Annotated in this window: 12 protein-coding genes; 7 read left to right on the top strand and 5 right to left on the bottom strand. The window is 68.0% G+C overall.

The features are described 5' to 3' along the window. Window positions 1-5: 5 nt before the first annotated feature. Window positions 6-1,673, bottom strand: coding sequence for a SpoIIE family protein phosphatase (locus tag M5E06_RS24520; protein WP_252140422.1), 1,668 nt, complete (start codon window positions 1,671-1,673; stop codon window positions 6-8). A gap of 476 nt (window positions 1,674-2,149) precedes the next feature. Between M5E06_RS24520 and M5E06_RS24525 the strand changes: the two genes are divergently transcribed. The 4 genes from M5E06_RS24525 to M5E06_RS24540 all read left to right on the top strand — a co-directional run bounded on the left by M5E06_RS24525 (window position 2,150) and on the right by M5E06_RS24540 (window position 7,586). Continuing rightward, the gene (locus tag M5E06_RS24525; RefSeq protein ID WP_252140423.1) at window positions 2,150-2,986 is read left to right on the top strand and encodes a substrate-binding periplasmic protein; all 837 of its coding nucleotides are present in this window, start codon (window positions 2,150-2,152) and stop codon (window positions 2,984-2,986) included. A gap of 117 nt (window positions 2,987-3,103) precedes the next feature. Then, entirely contained in the window at window positions 3,104-3,871 is a 768-nt protein-coding gene (locus M5E06_RS24530; protein WP_252140424.1) for a response regulator transcription factor, read from the top strand. An 85-nt stretch (window positions 3,872-3,956) separates the two neighbouring features. Next, window positions 3,957-6,875 (top strand): DNA polymerase I, encoded by a 2,919-nt coding sequence (polA, locus tag M5E06_RS24535; RefSeq protein WP_252140425.1) that lies wholly within the window; start codon window positions 3,957-3,959, stop codon window positions 6,873-6,875. A gap of 126 nt (window positions 6,876-7,001) precedes the next feature. Further along, window positions 7,002-7,586, top strand: a complete 585-nt coding sequence (locus M5E06_RS24540; protein WP_109151888.1) for a hypothetical protein — start codon at window positions 7,002-7,004, stop codon at window positions 7,584-7,586. Between the two features lie 42 nt (window positions 7,587-7,628). Here M5E06_RS24540 and M5E06_RS24545 read toward each other — a convergent pair whose 3' ends face one another. Continuing rightward, complete coding sequence (locus tag M5E06_RS24545) at window positions 7,629-9,941, bottom strand: FdhF/YdeP family oxidoreductase (RefSeq protein WP_252140426.1); 2,313 nt, start codon at window positions 9,939-9,941, stop codon at window positions 7,629-7,631. Between the two features lie 399 nt (window positions 9,942-10,340). Here M5E06_RS24545 and M5E06_RS24550 point away from each other — a divergent pair, with 399 nt between their 5' ends. Further along, window positions 10,341-11,819, top strand: coding sequence for a PAS domain-containing sensor histidine kinase (locus M5E06_RS24550; protein ID WP_252140427.1), 1,479 nt, complete (start codon window positions 10,341-10,343; stop codon window positions 11,817-11,819). A 189-nt stretch (window positions 11,820-12,008) separates the two neighbouring features. Next, window positions 12,009-12,755, top strand: a complete 747-nt coding sequence (locus tag M5E06_RS24555) for a LuxR C-terminal-related transcriptional regulator (RefSeq protein WP_252140428.1) — start codon at window positions 12,009-12,011, stop codon at window positions 12,753-12,755. A gap of 19 nt (window positions 12,756-12,774) precedes the next feature. On the opposite strand, the gene M5E06_RS24560 is transcribed toward M5E06_RS24555, so the two are convergent. After that, window positions 12,775-14,322, bottom strand: coding sequence for a hypothetical protein (locus M5E06_RS24560; protein WP_252140442.1), 1,548 nt, complete (start codon window positions 14,320-14,322; stop codon window positions 12,775-12,777). A 319-nt stretch (window positions 14,323-14,641) separates the two neighbouring features. On the opposite strand from M5E06_RS24560, the gene M5E06_RS24565 reads away from it, so the two are divergent. Continuing rightward, window positions 14,642-14,842, top strand: a complete 201-nt coding sequence (locus M5E06_RS24565; protein ID WP_109155134.1) for a hypothetical protein — start codon at window positions 14,642-14,644, stop codon at window positions 14,840-14,842. A gap of 128 nt (window positions 14,843-14,970) precedes the next feature. Here M5E06_RS24565 and M5E06_RS24570 read toward each other — a convergent pair whose 3' ends face one another. After that, window positions 14,971-16,305 carry an HlyD family type I secretion periplasmic adaptor subunit gene (locus tag M5E06_RS24570; protein WP_252140429.1) on the bottom strand — a complete coding sequence of 445 codons (1,335 nt, stop codon included), beginning with the start codon at window positions 16,303-16,305 and terminating at the stop codon, window positions 14,971-14,973. A 43-nt stretch (window positions 16,306-16,348) separates the two neighbouring features. Next, window positions 16,349-20,434 (bottom strand): peptidase domain-containing ABC transporter, encoded by a 4,086-nt coding sequence (locus M5E06_RS24575; RefSeq protein WP_252140430.1) that lies wholly within the window; start codon window positions 20,432-20,434, stop codon window positions 16,349-16,351. Window positions 20,435-20,472: the final 38 nt, after the last annotated feature.

Below are 20,472 nucleotides of genomic sequence, written 5' to 3' on the forward strand. Positions count from 1 at the left end.
CTGCCTTACGGGTGGACGGGGTGGGAGGAGGATGCGTCGGCCGCGGACACCGCCGCAAGTGCCGGCGAAACGGTGAAGCCGACCAGGGTGATGTCGTCGCGCTGGGCCCGCTCGCCCTGATGCTCGGCCAGGGCCTGAGCGAAGGCGGTCCTGCGCTCAGCCATCGGGATCGCGTCGTGCTCCAGCAGCATGGTGCTGAATCGGCGGTTGCCGAAGCCGAAGCCGCGGGCGCCGCCGGCCTGATCGAGGAAACCGTCGGTGGTCAGGTAGAAGCTGCGGCCCGGCGCCAGCTCCACCCGGTGGGTGGTGAAGCGGTGGCCGATGTCGGAGCGGCGATAGCCCAGGCTCTGCGGGTCGCCCTTCACCTCGCCGACCTTGTCGGTGCCGGGGTCGACGATGTGCAGGCCGATCCGCCCGCCGGCGAACAGCAGGTCGCCGCGATCCGGCCGCACCAGGCACAGCCCGATGTCCAGCCCGTTGTCGAAGCGCGGGTTGTCGCGTCCGCGGGCCAGCGCCGCGCGCACCATGCGGTTCAGCCTGCCCAGGATCGCCGCCGGGTCGCTGTCCGGCGTCTCCGACAGCACATGGTCGAGGATGGCCGATACCGTCATCGTCATGAAGGCGCCCGGCACGCCATGACCGGAACAGTCGGCGACGCCGATCAGGAAGCGGCCGTCCTCCAGTTCGCGGAAGATGTGGAAATCGCCGCCCACCACGTCGCGCGGACGCCACAGCACGCAGACGCCGTCCAGATGCCGCGCCATCTCGCGCTCGTCCGGCAGGATGGCCGACTGCAGAAGGCTTGCATACTGGATGCTGTCCATCACCTGACGGTTGACGACCGCCAGTTGCTCGTTGGACTGGCGCAGTTCCTCCGTCCGTTCGGCGACGCGCTGTTCCAGCCGCTCGGTATAGTCGTGGACGGTTTCCGCCATATGGTTGAAGGCGACGGTCAGCTGCCCGATCTCGTCGGCGCGGGTGTTGCGCAGGCGCACGCGATAGTCGCCGGCGGCGATGGCCCCCGCCGACCGCGTCAGCCGGGCGAGCGGCGCCAGCACCAGCCGGTTCAGCAGCACGCTGATCATGCCGATGACCGCCAGCAGCGAGAAGATGACCAGCCCCGCCATCGGCGCCAGCGCCGTCAGGGTGGCGCTTTCCGCCTCCTCCAGCGAATAGGTCATGCGCAGCAGGCCGACCATCGTGCGCTCGCCGTTGCTGCCGGACATGACGATCTGCCGTTCGACGGTCGCCAGCTCCGCCCGGCCGGCCGGACGGTCCAGCTCCACCAGCGGTTCGCCATGGCCGCCGCGCCCACCGGTCGCCGCCCACACCTTGACGCTGCGCACCGCCGGATCCTCGGCCATCAGGCCGCGGATCATCGCCTCCACCGCGCGGGTGTCGAACTCCCACACCGCCTGCCCCATGGCCGAGGCCTGGAGCGTGCCGACCAGCGTCGCGCGGTGGGTCAGCGCGTCTCGCTGCTGCCGGCCGACCAGCACGGACGACACGCCCATGGCGATCAGCCCGACCAGCAGGGTGCAGCCGACGATCATCAGAATGACGCGGGTCAGCAGAGACGATCCGCCGGGGCGGGCGACCTCGTCACCCGATCCACGGGGGCCGGCGCCGCGAAGCGTATAGGATTCGGTGTCGTCCCATCCCGTGACGCTCATCCACATCCTCCTGACCCGGCCGATCGGGGCCTCTGCATTCATGGCGGGTTTCATGCCAACCCCGTCCCGGAGGTTCGGGGGTGCGGTAGTCCCATTTCCATCAGTAAATCTACCCTCGCGTGCAACATGCCGACAGTTATCGAGCCAGCCGGCGGGCATCATGCGAGTGGCCGATGAGCCTATCCATAGCACGACCGGTTTACCCAGTCCTGAAATAACATTTGGCAAAGGGGGGTTCATTGTCGGAGTAGCCGACAAAATGGGAACGACCGGCAACGGCCGGCGACCAATCCCAACCAATTGCGACGAACTGTAACATACACCCCGTTCAAGTCGCCGAAGCCTTTGCCAGACGCGGGAATTTCCGTGGACGGCGGCGCCGTCGCCCATGCTACTTTCCGGAGCCGTCGCCTCCTGGCCGGACGCGGCGGTTGCGGCGGACTTGAGCTGAGGCTGGCAAGGACGGAGTGCGAAGGATGGCGTTCGGTGTTCGTGCATTCGCTGCCAAGGGGGGAGTCGCGGCCCGCCTAGCCCTCTTCATCGGCTTCGCTTCCGCGGCGCTGCCCGCGGCGGCCCGCCCGGTGACGATCCTGGCGCCTGAGCTGCCGCCGATGATGACCGCCGACGGCACCGGGCGCGAGGCCTCCATCATCAAGGAAACGCTGGCCACCTGCGGGCACGAGGCGCATTTCAAGGTTGTCCCCTTCGGCCGCCACTGGAACGATTATCGCGACGGTGTCCAGGCGGGCGGACCGGTGGATGCCGTCACCACCGTTCCGGCGGGAATGGAGATGCCGGGGTCCCGCTCCGCCCCCTATATCCATTACCAGAACGGCGCCTCGGTGCTGAAAAGCAGCGGCCTGACGGTGCGGTCGCTGGCCGATCTGGCGGGCAAGCGGGTCATCACCTTTTCCGGCGCGCCGGACGTGCTGCCGGGCCTGCGCGCCGCGATCCCCAGCTTCGGCGATTTCCGCGAGCGCGCCGACCAGATGGTGCATTCCAACCTGCTGTTCGCCGGCCGGGTGGACGCGGTGCTGGCCGACGGCCTGATCTTCGCCGAATACAACCGCCAGCTTCAGGAGAAGGTGAAATCGGCCGGCGGGCTGCCGTTCGACCCGGCCCAGCCGGTGCAGTTCACCGCCATCTTCCCGCCGACGCCCTACAGCATGGTTTTCCGTGACGAGTCGCTGCGCGCCGACTTCGACCGCTGCTTTGCCGAGCTGAAGGCGAAGGGGCGTATCGACGCCATCGACCGCGAGTGGGTGGCCCGCTATGCCGCGACGGTCGGCGACCGCTACCTATCCAATAGGTAAGGCAGCGGAACCGATGGTATGCGGCCTCGTTTACTCCATTCGTCCGATAGGGTTTGCGTAACCCGTCCGGGCGTTTAAGATAAGTTCATACGAATGTGAATGGGGGCGTGAGGCGTCGTGGCCCGGATCATTGTGGTCGAAGACGAAGCCGACCTTCGTGACGATCTTGTCGAATATCTCGATCGCTGCGGCTTCGAGGTGCAGGGGGCGTCGCGCGGTGCGGAGCTGGACCGGCTGCTGGACGCAGGACCGGCCGACGTGATCGTGCTCGACGTCAACCTGCCGGACGAGGATGGCTTTTCGGTCGCCCGCCGCGTCCGTGCCGGCTCCCCGGCCGCCATCATCATGCTGACGGCGCGGTCCAGCCTGATCGACCGCGTCATCGGGCTGGAATTGGGCGCCGACGTCTATCTGGTCAAGCCGGTCGATTTCCGCGAGGTGGAGGCGCAGATCAAGGCGCTGATGCGCCGGATGCAGAAGGGCGCCGATTCGCCGCCTGCCGCGGACCATCTCCAGGCGCCGCCCGCCGCACCCGCCGGCGCACCGCCTGCGGACCTGCGCAAGGCCTGGCTGTTCGACGACATCGAATGGCGCATCCAGCCGCCGAGCGGCGCCGCCGTTCCGCTGACCGCGACGGAGTACAAGTTCCTCTCGCTGCTGGTCACCGCGCCCGGCGAGGCGGTGAGCCGTCAGGACATCTCCCTGGCGCTGACGGGCCGCGACTGGGACCCCTACAGCCGCTCCATCGACTCGCTGGTCCGCCGCCTGCGCATCAAGGTGGAGGAGCGCAGCGGCTGCGCCCTGCCGGTCCAGGCGGTGCACGGCGTCGGCTATGCCTTCGTCGGCCCGGTGGTGACCAGCGCGGTGGAGGACAGCGCCGGCTGAGGGCGCTCTACCCCGGTCTCGGCACTCGACTCCCGGCCCTCCTTCGGCGATGGTAGCGCCCGCAAGGAAGGGACGAGAGACCACCATGACTGATGCCACCGCCTCCGAGAACACCGCGACCGAAGCCAAGACCACTCCGGGCGGCACCACGTCGGGCGGCGACGGCAGCGGCCTGTATCTGGTCGACGGGTCGGGCTTCATCTTCCGCGCCTTCCACGCGCTGCCGATGCTGACGCGGCCGGACGGCACGCCGGTCAACGCGGTGCTGGGTTTCTCCAACATGCTGCTGAAGCTGCTGGCCGACGCCAAGGCGGAGGCCGTGGCGGTGGTCTTCGACAGCAAGCGCCTGAATTTCCGCAACGAGTTCTACCCCGACTACAAGGCCCACCGCCCGGAGCCGCCGGAGGAACTGAAGCCCCAGTTCGCGCTGATCCGCGAGGCGACGGAGGCCTTCTGCCTGCCCTGTCTGGAGCTGGAGGGCTTCGAGGCCGACGACCTGATCGCCACCTACGCCCGTCTGGCGCAGGAGGCCGGCCGTCAGGTCACCATCGTGTCGTCGGACAAGGACCTGATGCAGCTGGTCCGTCCCGGCGTCGGCATGTTCGACCCGATGAAGAACAAGTCCATCGGCCCCGACGAGGTGTTCGAGAAGTTCGGCGTCCCGCCCGAGAAGGTGGTGGATGTCCAGGCGCTGGCCGGCGACAGCGTCGACAATGTCCCCGGCGTGCCCGGCATCGGCGTGAAGACCGCCGCACAGCTCATCACCGAATATGGCGACCTGGAAGCCCTGCTGGCCAATGCCGAGAAGATCAAACAGCCGGCCCGCCGCCAGAAACTGATCGAGTTCGCCGATCTGGCCCGCGTCTCCCGCCGTCTGGTCCTGCTGGACGATCAGGTACCGCCGCCCAAGCCGCTGGACGAGCTGCGGGTGCGCGAGCCCGACCACCAGAAGCTGATCGACTTCCTGCGCGCCCAGGGCTTCCGCAGCATCGTCTCGCGCGTCGAGATGGAGATGCAGAAGGACGGCCGCATCGCCGACGGGGCCGCCGGCGGGCTCCCGTCCCCCGGCTCCGTACCCGCGCCCGCCGTTAAGTCTCCGGCGCCTGCCGAAAGCCCGGCCGCCGAAGACCGTCCGGCCCGCAAGACGGTGCTGCATGTGCCGGAGGTGCGCTATGAGCTGGTGCAGGATGCCGACGCGCTGCGCCGCTGGGTCGAGCGGGCGCGCGAGACCGGTGTGCTGGCGGTCGATACCGAGACCGACAGCCTGACCCCCGCCACCGCCACGCTGGTCGGCGTTTCGCTCTCCACCGAACCTGGCATCGCCTGCTACATCCCGCTCGCCCATGGCGCCTCGACCGCCGCCGCCGGACAACTGGACTTCGACGCCCCGCCGCCGCCCAAGCAGATCCCGACCGACGAGGCGATGGCGATCCTGAAGGACGTGCTGGAGGACCCGTCGGTCCTGAAGATCGGCCACAACTTCAAGTTCGACCACCAGCTGTTCGCCCGCAATGGCATCAAGGTGTCGCCGGTGGACGACAGCATGCTGATCTCCTACGTGCTGGAGGGCGGTTCGCACGGCCACGGCATGGACGAGTTGGCGGAGCTGCACCTCGCCTACACGCCGATCCCCTTCAAGGAGGTCTGCGGCACCGGCAAGAACCAGATCACCTTCGACCGCGTGCCGCTGGACAAGGCGCTGGCCTATGCCGCCGAGGACGCCGACATCACGCTGCGCCTGTGGACCCTGCTGAAGCCGCGTCTGGTCGATGACCGCATGGTCACCGTCTACGAGACGCTGGACCGCCCGCTGGTCCCGGTGGTGGCGGACATGGAACGGGCCGGCGTGCGCATCGACAAGAAGGCACTGTCCGACCTGTCGCAGAGCCTGTCCGTCCGCCTCGCCGAGATCGAGAAGGACGTCCACGCGCTGGCCGGCCAGACCTTCAACATCGGCTCGCCCAAGCAGCTTGGCGAAATCCTGTTCGACACGTTGAAGCTCGGCACCGGCAAGAAGGGCAAGACCGGCGCCTATTCCACCGACAGCAGCGTGCTGGAGGAACTGGCGGAGCAGGGCCACACCATCGCCCAGCGCGTCCTCGACTGGCGCCAGCTTGCCAAGCTGAAAAGCACCTATACCGACGCGCTGCAGGAGAAAATCTCCCCTGTCACCGGCCGCGTCCACACCGCCTTCGCGCTGGCGGCGACCAACACCGGGCGTTTGTCCTCCACCGACCCCAACCTGCAGAACATTCCGGTGCGGACGGAGGAGGGCAAGAAGATCCGCCGCGCCTTCGTGGCCGCGCCCGGCCACAAGCTGCTGAGCGTCGACTATTCGCAGATCGAGCTGCGTCTGGTGGCGGAGATGGCGAACATCCAGGCGCTGAAGGACGCCTTCCGCGACGGTCTGGACATTCACGCCGCCACTGCCGCCCAGGTCTTCGGCATCCCGCTGGAGCAGATGACGCCGGACATTCGCCGTAAGGCCAAGGCAATCAACTTCGGCATCATCTACGGCATCTCCGGCTTCGGCCTCGGCCGCCAGCTCGGCATCGCGCCGGGGGAGGCCAACGCCTTCATCAAGACCTATCTGGAGCGCTTCCACGAGTTGAAGGTGTGGATGGAGGCGACCAAGGCCTTCGCCCGCCAGCACGGCTATGTGGTGACGCTGTTCGGCCGCCGCTGCTACATGCCCGGCATCCAGGAAAAGAACGCCGCCCGCCGCGCCTTCGCCGAGCGTCAGGCGATCAACGCCCCGATCCAGGGCACGGCCGCCGACATCATGAAGCGCGCGATGAACCGCATGCCGGGCGCGCTGGCCGCTGCGGGCAGCAACGCCCGCATGCTGCTGCAGGTGCACGACGAACTGCTGTTCGAGGTGCCGGAAGCGGAGGTGGAGGACGCGGCCCGGATCGTGCGCGAGGTGATGGAGGGGGCGGCGCACCTCGGCGTTCCGCTGGTGGCGGAAGCGGGGATTGGGGACAATTGGGAAGAGGCGCACTGAGGCGGGGTTGCCGGGGGGCGGCGGATGTCATCCACGCGCTCCCGGCGCGCAACATATTGAGTCTGCATAGTTATGTGTGTTAGCCCGAACGGACCGAAAATATCCCTTTGATGGGGAGGGGTTATCGTGACGTCCGTTGCCCAGAAGATCGCCTTCGCTCCGGCGGAGACCCGGCGTGCCCTGGTCTATGCCGCCTTGTCGCGGAGCCAGGGGGCGATCGCCAAGAACATGGATGTGGATTCGGTCGAAACATCGATCGACCGTCTCAAGCGGGTGCTGTTTCCTTGGATGGTGCTGGATTTCCGCGCCGAGCCGACCAAGACCAAGGCGCTGTGCATCTTCAAGATGTTTCTGGGCGACAAGGACGATGACAGCGCCGCCTACGCCAAGCTTGCCAGCGAGATGAAGACGGTCGAGCAGAACTCGAAGCTCGCGAAGAGCATGAGCTGGTTCAAGCGCGTCAAGACTTCGAAGTCCCGCACCGTCGACAGCAACATCTTCGACGACATGTTCCTTCTTCATCTGGAAAGCGACCCCAGGAACACGCTGAGGTACCAGATGAATCAGGAACTGTTCGCACAAATTCTCCGCACCTCGCCGACGCTCAGCCAGAGCAAGGAACTGCTGGCCGCCGTCCGCAAAATCCGCGAGACCTGCAAGGATGCCGGCTTCAACCTGAAAAATCTTGGGCTGGGCGACAGCTTCACCTGATCCGCTTCGCTGCGGAACCCGCCGGCATCGGCGGTCCGCCGCTCAGGTCTCGTCGGCCCCCACCCCCTCCGCCACGATCCGCACCGGCACCCCCTTCGCGGCGGGCGTCTTCGACGCCTCGTCGTGATACCACAACGGAATCAGCGGGTTCATCTCCGGGTAGTACGCCCCGACGCAGCCGCGCGGCAGGTGGAAGGGCGTCACCGTCAGCCCGCCCACTCGACGATCCACATCGTCGCCCGCATCGCTCGCCAGTGCCACCACCTGACCCTCGTGCAGGCCGGCGGCGGCGATGTCCAGCGGGTTCATCAGCAGCACGTCGCGGGTGCCCTCGATCCCGCGCAGGCGGTCGGAATATCCGTAGATCGTCGTGTTGAACTGGTCGTTCGACCGCATGGTCATCAGCCGCCAGCGGCCCGGCGCATCCTCGAAGCCGATGGCGCGCAGGCGGCCCGGTGGGGTGAAGTGGGCCTTGCCGGACTCCGTCTTCCAGATCCGCTCGCGCGCCGGATTGCCGCGGTAGAAGCCGCCGGGGGTGAAGACCCGCTCGTTGAAGCGGTGGAACTGGTCGGGATAGGTCTCCTCGATCAGGGCGCGGATGCGGCGGTAATCGGCCACCCAGTCATCCCAGGTCACCTTCGGGTTCGGCGGCAGGGTCGCCTTGGCCATGCCGGCGACGATGGCGACCTCCGACTTCAAATCCGGGCTGGCCGGCGTGTTGTTGCCGAGCGAGCCGTGGATGCAGCTGAGGCTGTCCTCCATCGTCACCGCCTGCGCACCGCTCTCCTGCACATCCTCTTCCGACCGGCCGAGGCAGGGCAGCAGATAGGCGACCTCTCCGTTGATCAGGTGGCTGCGGTTCAGCTTGGTCGCCACCTGCACGGTCAGGCGCATGCGCGTCCAGGCCGCCTCCATCCGTTCGCGCTCAGGAATCGCGCGGACGAAGTTGCCGCCGAGGCCGATGAAGGCCTTCACCTCGCCCGACAGGATTTTCTCGCAGGCCTTGACGGTGTTCACCCCCTCCTTGCGCGGCGGCTCGAATCCGAACAGTTCGGCCAGCCGGTCGAGCGGCACCAGCTCCGGCTTTTCGGAAATGCCGACGGTGCGCTGCCCCTGCACGTTGGAATGGCCGCGCACGGGGGAAATGCCGGCGCCGTCGCGGCCGATGTTGCCCTTCAGCAGCCACAGGTTCACCAGCGCCGCCAGCGTCTCCGACCCGTGCACCTGCTGGGTCAGGCCCATGCCGTACATGGCGATGGAGCGGTCGGCCTCGACATAGATGTCGGCGGCCTCTTTCAGATCCGCGCGGGTCAGACCGGATTCGTCTTCGATCTCCTCCCAGCCGATGGCGTCCACCCGTGCCTTCATCTCCTCGAAGCCGACGGTGTGCTGGGCGATGAAATCGGGGTCGAGGACATGCTTGCCCTCCTTCTGCCGCTCCTCCTCGGCCGCCAGCACATGCTTGATCAGGCCGGTGATCGCCGCGATGTCGCCGCCGGCCTTCACCTGGAAATACAGGGTGGAGATCTGGGTTTCCTTGCCCGTCAGCATCTCCAGCGGGCTTTGCGGGTTACGGAAGCTTTCCAGTCCCTTTTCCCGCACGGGGTTGAAGGTGACGATCTTCGCCCCGCGCTTCACCGCGTCCTGCAACGGGTGGAGCAGGCGGGGGCTGTTCGACCCGGTGTTCTGGCCGAAGAAGAAGATGGCGTTGCAGCTGTCGAAATCGTCCAGCACACAGGTGCCAACCGGCGAGCCGATGACCTTCTTCAACCCGACCGAGGTCGTCTCGTGGCACATGTTGGAACTGTCGGGCAAATTGTTGTGCCCATAGAGCCGCGCGAACAGCGCATAGAGATAGGACGTTTCCAGGCTGGCGCGGCCCGACGAATAGAACACCGCCTGTTCCGGGTCGATGGCGCGCAACTCCGCCCCGATGGCGGCGAAGGCCTCGTCCCACGCGCAGGGCACATAGCGGTCGCTGGCCCGGTCATAACGCATGGGGTGGGTCAGCCGCCCCTGCTGTTCCAAGTCGTAATCCTTCCAACCCTTCAACTCGGTAACCGTGTGCTCCGCGAAGAAATCGGGCGTGCAGCGCCGGCTGGTCAGTTCCCAGATCGTCGCCTTGGCGCCGTTCTCGCAGAACTCGAAAGTGTGGGGCTTGGCCGGCTTGGCCCAGGCGCAGGACACGCACATGAAGCCGCCGGGCTTGTTCTGCCGGCGCAGCGTGTCGAGCACGGCGGGGGTCGGCCGCTCCTCCCCCATGATGCGGGCCATCGACCCGACCGATCCCCAGCCGCCGGCCGGGCCGTCGTAATGCGGGGTGTCCTTGTCGTCCGACAATCCGTCGATGCTCATGGGATCGGTCTTTCTCTGCGATTCGGTCATGACTTTCAGGGGGCTGGCTGCACTGGCTTCAAGTCCAACTCCTCAGACACGATCCGGTTCCGGCCCTCCGGAATTTCGGCTCGGCCTGTCTTCCGCATGGGTGCGCAGCGCTGCCCCCAGGGCCTTGCCCATCGTCTCGCGCCAAAGAGAACAGGGGGCAGAATAACCGTCTTTGGCAAAGATTCGTCGGATGAGCGGCGTTTTCGCCGCTGCGCCGCGAACGGCATCCAAATACCGGAATTGCTTCTCTGAAGTCATATGACCGCAACGATTTGGCATCTCGACAGTTAGCAGGTCATGCGAAATGCAGGTGTCCTGACCCAACATCATGCACTGTGAACCGCTGGCCTTGAAAAGGACTGCGTTGAGATGCCGGATGTACAGGGATTGCGGGAGCCCAAAGCCAAGCCGCTGATAATTCAACCGATCTGGGATCGGCTGGAGCAGGCGGTCATCGTCACCGACCGGGCTCTCGCCGCGCCGGGGCCGGTCATCCGCTATGTCAACCGGGCCTTCACCCGCCTCACGGGCTATCGGGCGGACGAGGTGATCGGCCGGTCGCCCCGCATGCTGCAATGCGCGCGCACCGACAAGGCGATGTCCGCCGCCATGAGGCGCGACCTTCGGAACGGCGAGGTCGCCCGCGGCACCCTGGTCAACCGGCGCAAGGATGGCAGCGACTATCTGTGCTCGCTGGTCATCGCGCCGCTGATCGGCCCTATCGGCGAGCCGGAGCATTACATCTGCGTGGCGGAGGACCTGAAGGAAGACCGCTCGACATCCGAGGTCCAGCGCCTGTCCGTCGAACTGGAGCAGCGCCACAGTGGCGCGAACGAGACGGTCGCGCGCCAGCGCAACGATCTGCGGATGGTCACCGGACGATACCGGAATACGCTGTCGCAACTGGATGCGGTGCAGGAAAGGCTCTCGCTGCGGGAAAGCGCTCTGGACCACCGGAACCGGGAGTTCGACCGCTCCGACGGCGAACTGAACGCCTCGCTGGAAGAGCTGCGCGCCATGGACGAGAAGCTGCGCCTCTCGCTGGAGCGCATTGAGGACGCCAACCTGCAGCTCGCCCGCTCCAACGAGGAACTGCAGCGTCTGCGGGCCGCCGATGCCGACAAGCTCCAGCTTCTCGCCTCGGCCAGCCATGACCTGCGCCAGCCGGTGATGTCGATGGGGCTGTTCCTCGACGTGCTGCGCCATCGGCTGGGCGATGCCGAGCGGCCGATCCTGGGTGGGGTTCTGGCGGCGCATCTGTCGATCCGCACCCTGCTGGACGGCATGCTCGACACTGCGCGCATCGACGCCGGGGTGCTGACCCCGGCCATCGGACCGGTGCCGATGTGCGACATGCTGGACGTCATCAAGGGCGAGTTCACCATCCAGGCGCAGATGCGCGGGCTCCGCTTCCGCGTCGTCTCCAGCACTGCGGTGGTGCACAGCGATGCGCAGCTTCTGGAGCGCATCCTGCGCAACCTCCTCGCCAACGCGCTGAAATACACCGGTTCCGGATCGATCCTGCTGGGCTGCCGCCGCTGTCGTGACATGGAGGGGTACCCCTGCATGCGCATCGAGGTGTGGGACACCGGTCCCGGCATCGACGAGACGAGCCAGAGCATCATCTTCGAGGAGTTCCGGCAGTTGGACAACCGGGACCGCGATCAGAGGCGTGGTGTCGGCCTCGGCCTCGCCATCGTGGCGCGGCTGGCCCGTCAGCTCGGGCACGGGATCGCGCTGCGGTTGTCGCCGGGACGGGGGTCCATCTTCTCGGTTCTGGTCCCGCGAAGCCGGAAGGCCGATGGCCGCCGGCATAAGGCCCGGGGCAAGCGCGGGGGGGGAGAATGAGACGGGGTCGGGGCACAGGCGCGGATTTACGGCCTTGGCACTTCCAGTTCGCTGACCGCTCATCCCCATGCGCCGGAAAGACAGCCGGATGAGAAGGTTCATCCGGGTTGCCGCTTGGCACTAAGGTTGCTGTCGCTCCCCGCAGATCCGGTGGGTGACGGCACTTTCGACCTATGAAAGGGAACAAACGTGGATCATCACGTGCAGCACGACCATGGTTCCGCAGAGCTGGACATGGTGTCTGACCGCCGGACCCCCTCCGACGATCCCCTCAGGTTCCTGATCGTGGACGATCATGCGCTGGTCCGCTACGGCCTGTCGCTGGCCCTGCGGCAACGCTACGAGCAAGCAGTGGTTGCCGAGGCGGGTTCGCTGGCCGAGGCCGTGCGCAAGGTACGCTCCGAACCGGATTTCACCGCCATCCTCTACGACCTGCAGATGGGCGACAGCGACGAGCACAGCGGCCTGACCGACATGTTGGAGGCGGCCGGCGACGTGCCGCTGATCGTCGTCTCAGGGGCGAGCGACGGCAACGTCATCGCCTCCTGCATCCGCGCCGGCGCCCGTGGCTTCGTCCACAAGGGCTGCGAGGGCGGGGTGCTCGATCAGGCGCTGCCCATCGTGCTGGAGGGCGGAATCTTCGCACCGGCGCCGCCGACGCGACCCGACGGCCGACCGGTCCGCATCGCGCTGACCTCCGCCGCCACTCCCGCGCGCAGCGAGAGCGACGCGGTCAACGGCCTGACCGAGCGTCAGCGCGAAGTGCTGCGCCTTCTGCTGGAAGGCCGGTCGAACAAGGAGATCGCCCGCTCGCTGGGGGTGCTGGAGGGAACCATCAAAGTGCATCTGCGCACGGTGATGCAGCGGCTGGGCGTGCGCAACCGCACCCAGCTGGCGCTGGCCACCGTGAAGGCGGGGATCGCGCTGTCGTCCTGAGTTGGCTTGCCGACCGGGCCTATTGCGGCGTCGGGCCGATGCCGCGCTGCTGCGCGGCGTCCAGCAGGCTGACCAGTTCGCCCGACACCCACCAGCGGCAGCGGCGGCGTTCCTCGGTGGCGACGGTGACGACGCGCTCGATCAACCTGCTTTCCGCGACGTTCAGTTCGCGGCCGTCGCGCAGCGCCCGCTCGGCGATGGCCAGCAGCGTCTTGTCGATGGCCGTCACCTCGATGGGATAGCCGGTCTCTTCGGCCAACTCGCACAGCTCGGCCATGACGGACAGCGCATCCTCCCGGCCATAGGCGCCGATCTGCCGGAACAGGCCGGCCAGATGCTCGCCGATCGCCGTCAGCCAGGGGTTGGTCGAGGCGGCGATGCCGCGGCGGCGAAGCCGGTGGTTGAAGCCGTTGATGAAGCGCACCGGATCGATCAGCGGCCGGGCCGAACTGCTGGCGTTGAGCGTCAGCAGGCGGTGGCTCAGCACCGGCACCACCTCTCCCTCCACCAGCCCGGTCACCCGGCCGACGGCGGCGGACACCGCCGCCCAGTTGCGCCCGCCGCGCTCGACACCGAAGCCCTGCAGCGCATCGTACCAGCGGAAGGCGCGCTCCTGCAGCCGGTCCACCGTCTCGCCGGCGGTCAACTGCGGCGGGGCGGGGCGGCCGAGATGCAGGTCCTCCAGCTTCTGGCGCAGGCATTGCCAAGCGAACTGCACATGCCCGACCGCCGCCTCGACCAGAGCCGGGTTGGGCGACAGGCCATGGAGCGCCAGCGCCTGATCGGGATCGCGCGATCCGTTCAGCAGGGCCAGGGCGTACTGCATCGCGCCCTCGGCACCGCCGCGCTCCGCCATCTCCGACACCATGTGCAGGATGCCGATGGTGTCGCGCGGACGGAGGGCGCCCTTCCACAGCGGGGCATGCTCCAGCATGGCGTCCAGCATCGCCAGATCGCCGAACGACAGCGGCGCCACCCCGGTCAGCCCGCGCTTGCGCAGCAGGGTGATCCGCTCGGCGTTGGCGGTCGCCAGCAGCGGCCCGGCCGCGCCGCGCCGACGCAGGATTTCCAGCGAACGGACGCGAAGCTCCTCCGCCCACTCAGCGGCGGCGGGGGAGGCGAGGACGGTATCGAGCGGATGCTCGCTGGCGCGGTCGGCGATGTCGGCCTGGACCCGCCCGGCAAGGTCACGCAGATGCGGCAGCAGGGCGAACCACCAGGCGCTGGCGTCGACCACGTGCATGCAGCCGGGCGGCCGGCTTTCCGCCAGCATCAGCGCGTCGGTGCGCAGCATCACCGGGTCGAACCAGCCGGTCCAGATGCGCCGGGCATGTTCGGTGCGCGGGCCGTTCAGCATGGCGACGATCAGGCGGCCGACCTCCACCGTCATCTGGTCGTCTTCCAGATGGCCCGCCTGCACCAGTTCGAACAGCTTGGACTTCTGCGCCCGGTCCAGCGGGGCCAGGATCGCCTTGACCTTGTCGAGGCTGACGGCTGCCGGATCCGGTTCCACCGCGTGAAGCGGCACGGTCTGAAGGGAGGCGCTGCGGTTGGGGCGGCCGGCCATGGCGTTCACGGGCGCTGCTGAGTCGCGGCAATTTTAGTTACTGGCACCAATGATTGCTACTGGTATGTCGTGACATATTCTGTCGAGCTGTGTCGGGGCTGTACCTCGCTTGCGGTTTGCCGCTTTTCGCCACCGGCCAGCGACACATGAAACGAGATGTATCAAATGCAGCCTAAATTTATTTCATTTAAACGCTAAATCGCATCTTCACACCCGCCGGTCGCAGACCCATTATTCGCAAAGGCCCCGCGTCCAGCATCAAGGCGCCCCGATGATTCCCCAGAAGCTCGCCGATACAAACCCCAGGTTGTTCCCCGTCATGACAAAAGTCGACACCCGGAAGGCCGAACAGCTGGTGGACGATTTCGTCGCCCGCCTGGACGTGGCGGGCCTGCCCGATGGCGAGCGCGCCGAGGTCTACGAGGCGGCGCTGAAGCGTCTGATGGGCCACCTGATCGAGCACGAAGGCTGGCTGGCCGAGGAATTCACCGCCGCCGCCCGGTCGCTCGGCGCTTACTGACCGCTCGCGCTTTCCATCGGCCGCCCGTCCTACCCAGGACCGGCGGCCTTTCTTGTTTCCGGGGGTGGGGTGGCCAATCTCCCTCTTCCCCCGGGGGAGAGGGCGCTTATCGGCACGACGCCCACCCCTCACCGTTCGTTGAAGCTGTCGGACAGGGCGAAGTAGATCGGTTTCAGCAGATATTCCAGCAGCGACCGCTCGCCGGTGGGCATCTCCACCTGGGTGGTCATGCCGGGCAGGACCGGGTGCTGGACCTCGTCGCGGCCGACATGGTTGCGGCTGAGCGCCACGACCGCCTTGTAGTAGGGGCGTTTCTGCTCGTCCAGGAAGGTGGAGGCGGAGATGCGCTGCAGCGTGCCGGTGATGGCGCCGTAGCGGGCGAAGTCGTAGGTCAGCACCTTCACCGTCGCCTCCTGCCCGACCTGGAGATGGCCGACGTCGCGCGGGGTGACATGCGCCTCCACCGTCATCTCATGATCGACCGGGACGATCTGCATCAGGACGCCGCCTTCCGGCACCACGGCGCCGATGGTGTTGATCCGCAGATCCTGCACCAGCCCGCGCACCGGCGACGGCACGGTCAGTCGCTCGGCGCGGTCGTCCAGCTTGGCGCGGGCCTCGCGCAGCTGGGCGATTTCGGCGGTGACGGTGCCCATCTCGGTCACGGCGTCCTGCGACAGCTTGGCCGACTGGTCGAGGATGCGGTTGCCGGCCTCGGTGATCGCCTGCTGGGTGGCGATGATCTGGCCCTCGATCCGCCGCTGCTCGCCCATCAGGCGCGACTGCTCGCGCTGGGTTTCCAGCGATTGCAGCTTCGACGACAGGCCCATGGATTCCAGCCTGTTGCGGATGTCGACCGATCCGGTGATGAAGGTGATCTGGTCCTTGATGTTGGCCAACTGCCCTTCATACAGCGCCAGCTCGGCCTCGCGCTGCGACACCTGGGCCTGCAGCACGGCGATGGCGGTGTCGCGCGCCTTGCGCTGGGTGTCGTAAATCAGGCGCTGGTCGGCGATTTGCGCCTCCCTTTGGGCCTCCGCCTGTGGCGTGCCGGGACCGGCGACGCGGGCGAAGTCCGGCTCCCGCCCGGCGGCGAAGGCGCGCAGCCGCTCCGCCCGCAGCTCCAGCGTCAGCAGGCGGGCGTTCATCTGCTCGCGTTCGGCCTGGACCTGCTTGGGATCGAAGACGATCAGCGGCTGGCCGGCCTCGACCAGATCGCTCTCCTTGACCAGGATGGCCGACACGATGCCGCCTTCCAGATGCTGGACGACCTGGGAGTTGCCGGACGGCACCACCTGTCCGGCGGTGACGACGGCCTCCTTGACCGGCATCAGCGTGGCCCAGGTCAGCAATGCTGCCAGCAGCAGGACCAGCACGAGAATGGTCGCACGCACCAGCGACAGCGTCGCATCGTCGGCGCTGAGCGATTTGCCGGTGGGGCGGGCGAGGTCTGAAGCGGCCATCTGCGGTTCACACTGAAATCGGAGAGAAAAGGAGCGAAACGGGTCAGCGTTGCGGCGTGGCGGCGACGCCGGGCGGGCGTTGCAGCCCGATCCCGCTCAGCAGCGCCCCGGCGATGCCGTTGGCGACGCTGCTGCCACCCCCCGGACCGGTCCCCGGACCAACCGGGCGGGGACCGGGCAGGCCGCCGGCCGGGTTGGCCGGGGCGATCATGCCGGCGTCCATAGTCAGCACGGTGTCGGCCAGCGTCAGGTGGCTCGGCCGGTGGGTGACCAGGAAGATGGTGCTGTGGCCGCGCAGCGCCGCCAGCGCCGCGTGCAGGGCCTTGTCGCCCTCGAAATCCAGCCGGCTGGCCGGCTCGTCCAGCAGCAGGATGCGCGGCCGGCGGATATAGGCGCGGGCCAGGCAGATTTTCTGCGTCAGGCTGGGCGACAGGCGCAGCGACTGGTTGTCGCCGATGCGGGTGTCCAGCCCACGCGGCAGCGCCTCCACCTCGTCCAGCGCCCCGGCCAGCGACAGCGCCCAGCGCAACTCGGCCTCGTCGGCGGTCTGGTCGGCGAAGCGCAGGTTCTGGGCGATGGTGCCGTAGAACAGCGAGCTGGCCTGCGGCACATAGCCGACCGACTTGCGCAGGTCGATCGGGTCCATCTGGCGGATGTCGACGCCGTCGATCCGCACATTGCCGGCCTGTGGCGCATAGAGCCCCAACATCACCTTCAGCAGCGACGATTTGCCGGCGCCGTCCGACCCGACGATGGCGACGATTTGCCCCGGCTTGACGGAGAAGGTCACGCCGACCAGCGCCGGATCGGCATCGTTGCGATAGCGCAGCGAAACGCGGGAGAAGGAGACCTCGCCCTTCAGCTTGCGCGGCTGCAGGGTGGCGCAGCGCGACTCGCGCTCCGGCCGGATGCTCATCAGGCCGTTGATCTGGCGGGCATTGGCGCGCAGCTGCTCGATGCGCGGCAGCATGGAGACTGCGGTCTGCAGCGGCACCATCACCCGCCACAGCAGCATCATCGACGCCATCAGCGCGCCCGGCGTCATGGTGCCGGCGAAGACCTGCAGGGCACCGACGCCGACGGTGGCCAATCCCGCGACCGGCACCACCAGCCCGGCCAGCGCCGCATGGGTCGCCGACAGGTTGGCGGCGGTGTGGCCCGACCGCGCGGTGCGGGCCGACAGCCGGTCATAGCGGTCGCGCCAATGGGCCAGCCCGCCGATGGCGCGCAGCGCCGGCATCTTGGCGACCATCTCGACGAAGAATTCCTGCCGTTCGGTGTCGGCACGCGCGGTGGTGCCGGTGCGGGCCCGCACCATCGGGTGGACGGCGGCGCCGATGGCGGCGGTCACCAGCACGGCGCCCAGCGGCACCAGCGCCAGCGGCCCGCCCAGCAACGCCATCACCCCGAGATAGAACAGGGCGAAGGGCACGTCGAACAAGGCCGCGACCTGCCCCTGGCTGATGAAGTCGCGGATCGATTCCAGATCCTTCACCCGGGCGATCTGCGTGCCGATGGCGGCGCGCTCGCTCAACCCCACCGGCAGCATCAGGATGCGCTCGATGGTGGCGTTGCTGATGCTGCGGGCGATGCGCGAGCCGGCATGGGCCAGCGCCCGGCCGCGGATCTGGCGCAGGGCGAAATCGCCGGCGATCACCAGGAACGCGCCGACGGCGATGGTCGCCAGCGTGTCGAACGACCCGGTGCCGATGACCTTGTCGTAGATCGCCATGGTGAAGAGCGGGGCGGCGACGGACAGCAGGTTGATGACCGCGCTCAGCCCCAGCACCGCCCACAGCAGCGGCAGATAGGCATGGATGACCGTGCCGACCCAGTTCTGGTTGCCGGCGCCGGCCGCCGCCTCCAGCGGGGTGAAGACATAGGCGGTGCCCTTGCCGAAATTCAGCATCACCGTCTCGCGCGACCGGCCGCTGAAGGCGGTGACGCCGTCGGCGTCGGCGGACAGCAGGGTATAGATGCCGCCGTCGCGGGCTTGGAACAGGCAGGGCAGCAGCGACGGCTCCGGCCGGCCGAGATCGAAGCGCAGGCTGCGCCCTTCGAAATGCAGGCGTTGGAGCACGTCGCACAGCTCCTCCACCGTCTGCACCTCGGAGAAGTGGGGCAGGGCCTCCGCCAGTGTCTGCGGCGCGCCGCGCCAGCCCAGCGCGTCCAGCAGCGGGACCATGCAGGCGCCGACCGCCGAGGCTTCGGCCAGCCGGCGGCGCAGGATGTCGCCATCGTCATGGGCGGCGCGGATCGGCTCCGCACCGGGCTTGGCCTCCGCCTCGGCCGCCGGCGCGGCGGTGGCGGCGACCAGGGCCGGCTGCCCGCCGACGCTTCCTGCTTCCGGGTTGCGGGTGACGGCATGGCCGTCGACGATCTGCACCACCCGGTCGGCCAGCGACAGCAGCGACGGACGGCTGGTGACCAGCAGGATGGTGACGCTGCCGCGCAGCTCGTCCAGCGCGCGGCGGAAGGCCTTGTCGGACTCGACGTCGAGGGAGGAGTTCGGCTCGTCCAGCAGCAGTACGGCCGGTTCGCGCACCAGCGCGCGGGCAAGGCAGATCAACTGGCGGGCGCCGCGCGGCAGCGCCTCCTGCGAGGCATCGCCGACGATGGTCTCATAGCCCTGCGGCAGACTGGCGATGCGGCGGTCGAGGCCCAGGCGGCGGCAGACCTCCATCGCCAGGTCGGCCCGGCCGGGGTCGAACAGCGTCAGGTTCTGCAGGATGGTGCCTTTGAACAGCTCCGGATGCTCGCCGACATAGACGACGCCGCCGATGCCGATCATGGCGTCGGCCTCCGTCAGGGCGCGCACGCCGACCCGCACTTCGCCCGAACTTGGCCGCAGCACGCCCAGGATCAGGCGCAGCAGCGTGGTCTTGCCCGAACTGTTGGTCGCCACCACACCCAGGAACTCGCCCGGCCCGACGCTCAGCGACAGGCCGCTCAGGATCTCCGGCCCGCGGTCGTAGGCGAAGCGAACCTTGTCCATCTCGATGGAGCCGGGGGCCAGTGCCGTGGCGACCGCTCCCCTGGCCTTGCCGTCCGCCCCGGCCTTGCCGCCGCCTTGCGGCTGTGCCGCGGCACCGTCAACTCCGACCTCCAGCAGGACATGGCCGATGCGGCGCAGGGCCAGCGACACCGACTGGTAGCGGACCCAGCGGTCGAACAAAGCCTGCACCGGCTGCACGCAGCGTCCGGCCAGCATCGAGCAGGCCGTCAGCACACCGGTGGTCATCGTGCCGTCGATCACCGATACGCTGCCCAGGATCACCACCAGCATCATCGTCGCCTGCGCCAGCGTGGCTGCGACGACGGAGGCCGAACCGCTGAGCCGCGCGACGGCGAAATCTTCCTCGCTGCAGCCCTGCTGCAGGCGTTCGTGACGGCGCAGCAGCCCGGCCTCGGCGCCCAGCCCCTTCACGGTATGGACGCCGGCCAGCACCTCGCTGATGAAGTTCAGGCGCCGTTCCTCCAGCGTGTGGCGGCTTTCCAGCGCCCGGCGCATCCGCCGGCCCAGCACGGCGCCGACGATCAGGAACAGCGCCAGCACCGCCACCGGGATCACCGCCAGCCAGCCGGCCAGCAGGGCGATCAGCCCCAGGTAGAGAACGGCAAAGGGGATGTCGATTGCCGACTGCAACGCCTGGCCCGAATAGAACTCCCGCACCATCTTGATGGCGCGGTAGACCTCGAAATGGGTGCCGATCCCTTGCTGGGAAAAGGCGTTCAGCGGCATGTGCATCAGCCGGTCGATCAGCGCCGCGCTCGACCGATGCTCGATCCGGGCGCCCATCCAGGTGGTCAGCGCCGAGCGCGCGACGCGCAGGATCGCCTCCATCACCGCCGCCGCCCCGCAGCCGATGCCCAGCAGAAGCATGGTGCCGTAGGACTCGTTCGGCAGGATGCGGTCGTAGACGTGCAGCAGCGTGACCGGCAGCGCCAGCGCGAAGATGTTCAGCGCAAAGGACGCCAGCACCAGCATCACCCGGTCGCGGCGCGGCCCCAGCATGCCCGACAGCAGGCGCCGGGCCGCCTTTTCGGCCGCCCGGTCGCAGCCGGTGGACGCATTGGCCGCGCCGTTGCGCGGTGCGGTGCTGATGGTGGACGGGGCTGCGGACTGCAAGACGACCAACCTGTTCACGGAGTTAACCGGGCGCTAAT

It is taken from the genome of Azospirillum sp. A1-3 (assembly GCF_023806445.1).
Taxonomy (GTDB): Bacteria; Pseudomonadota; Alphaproteobacteria; order Azospirillales; family Azospirillaceae; genus Azospirillum.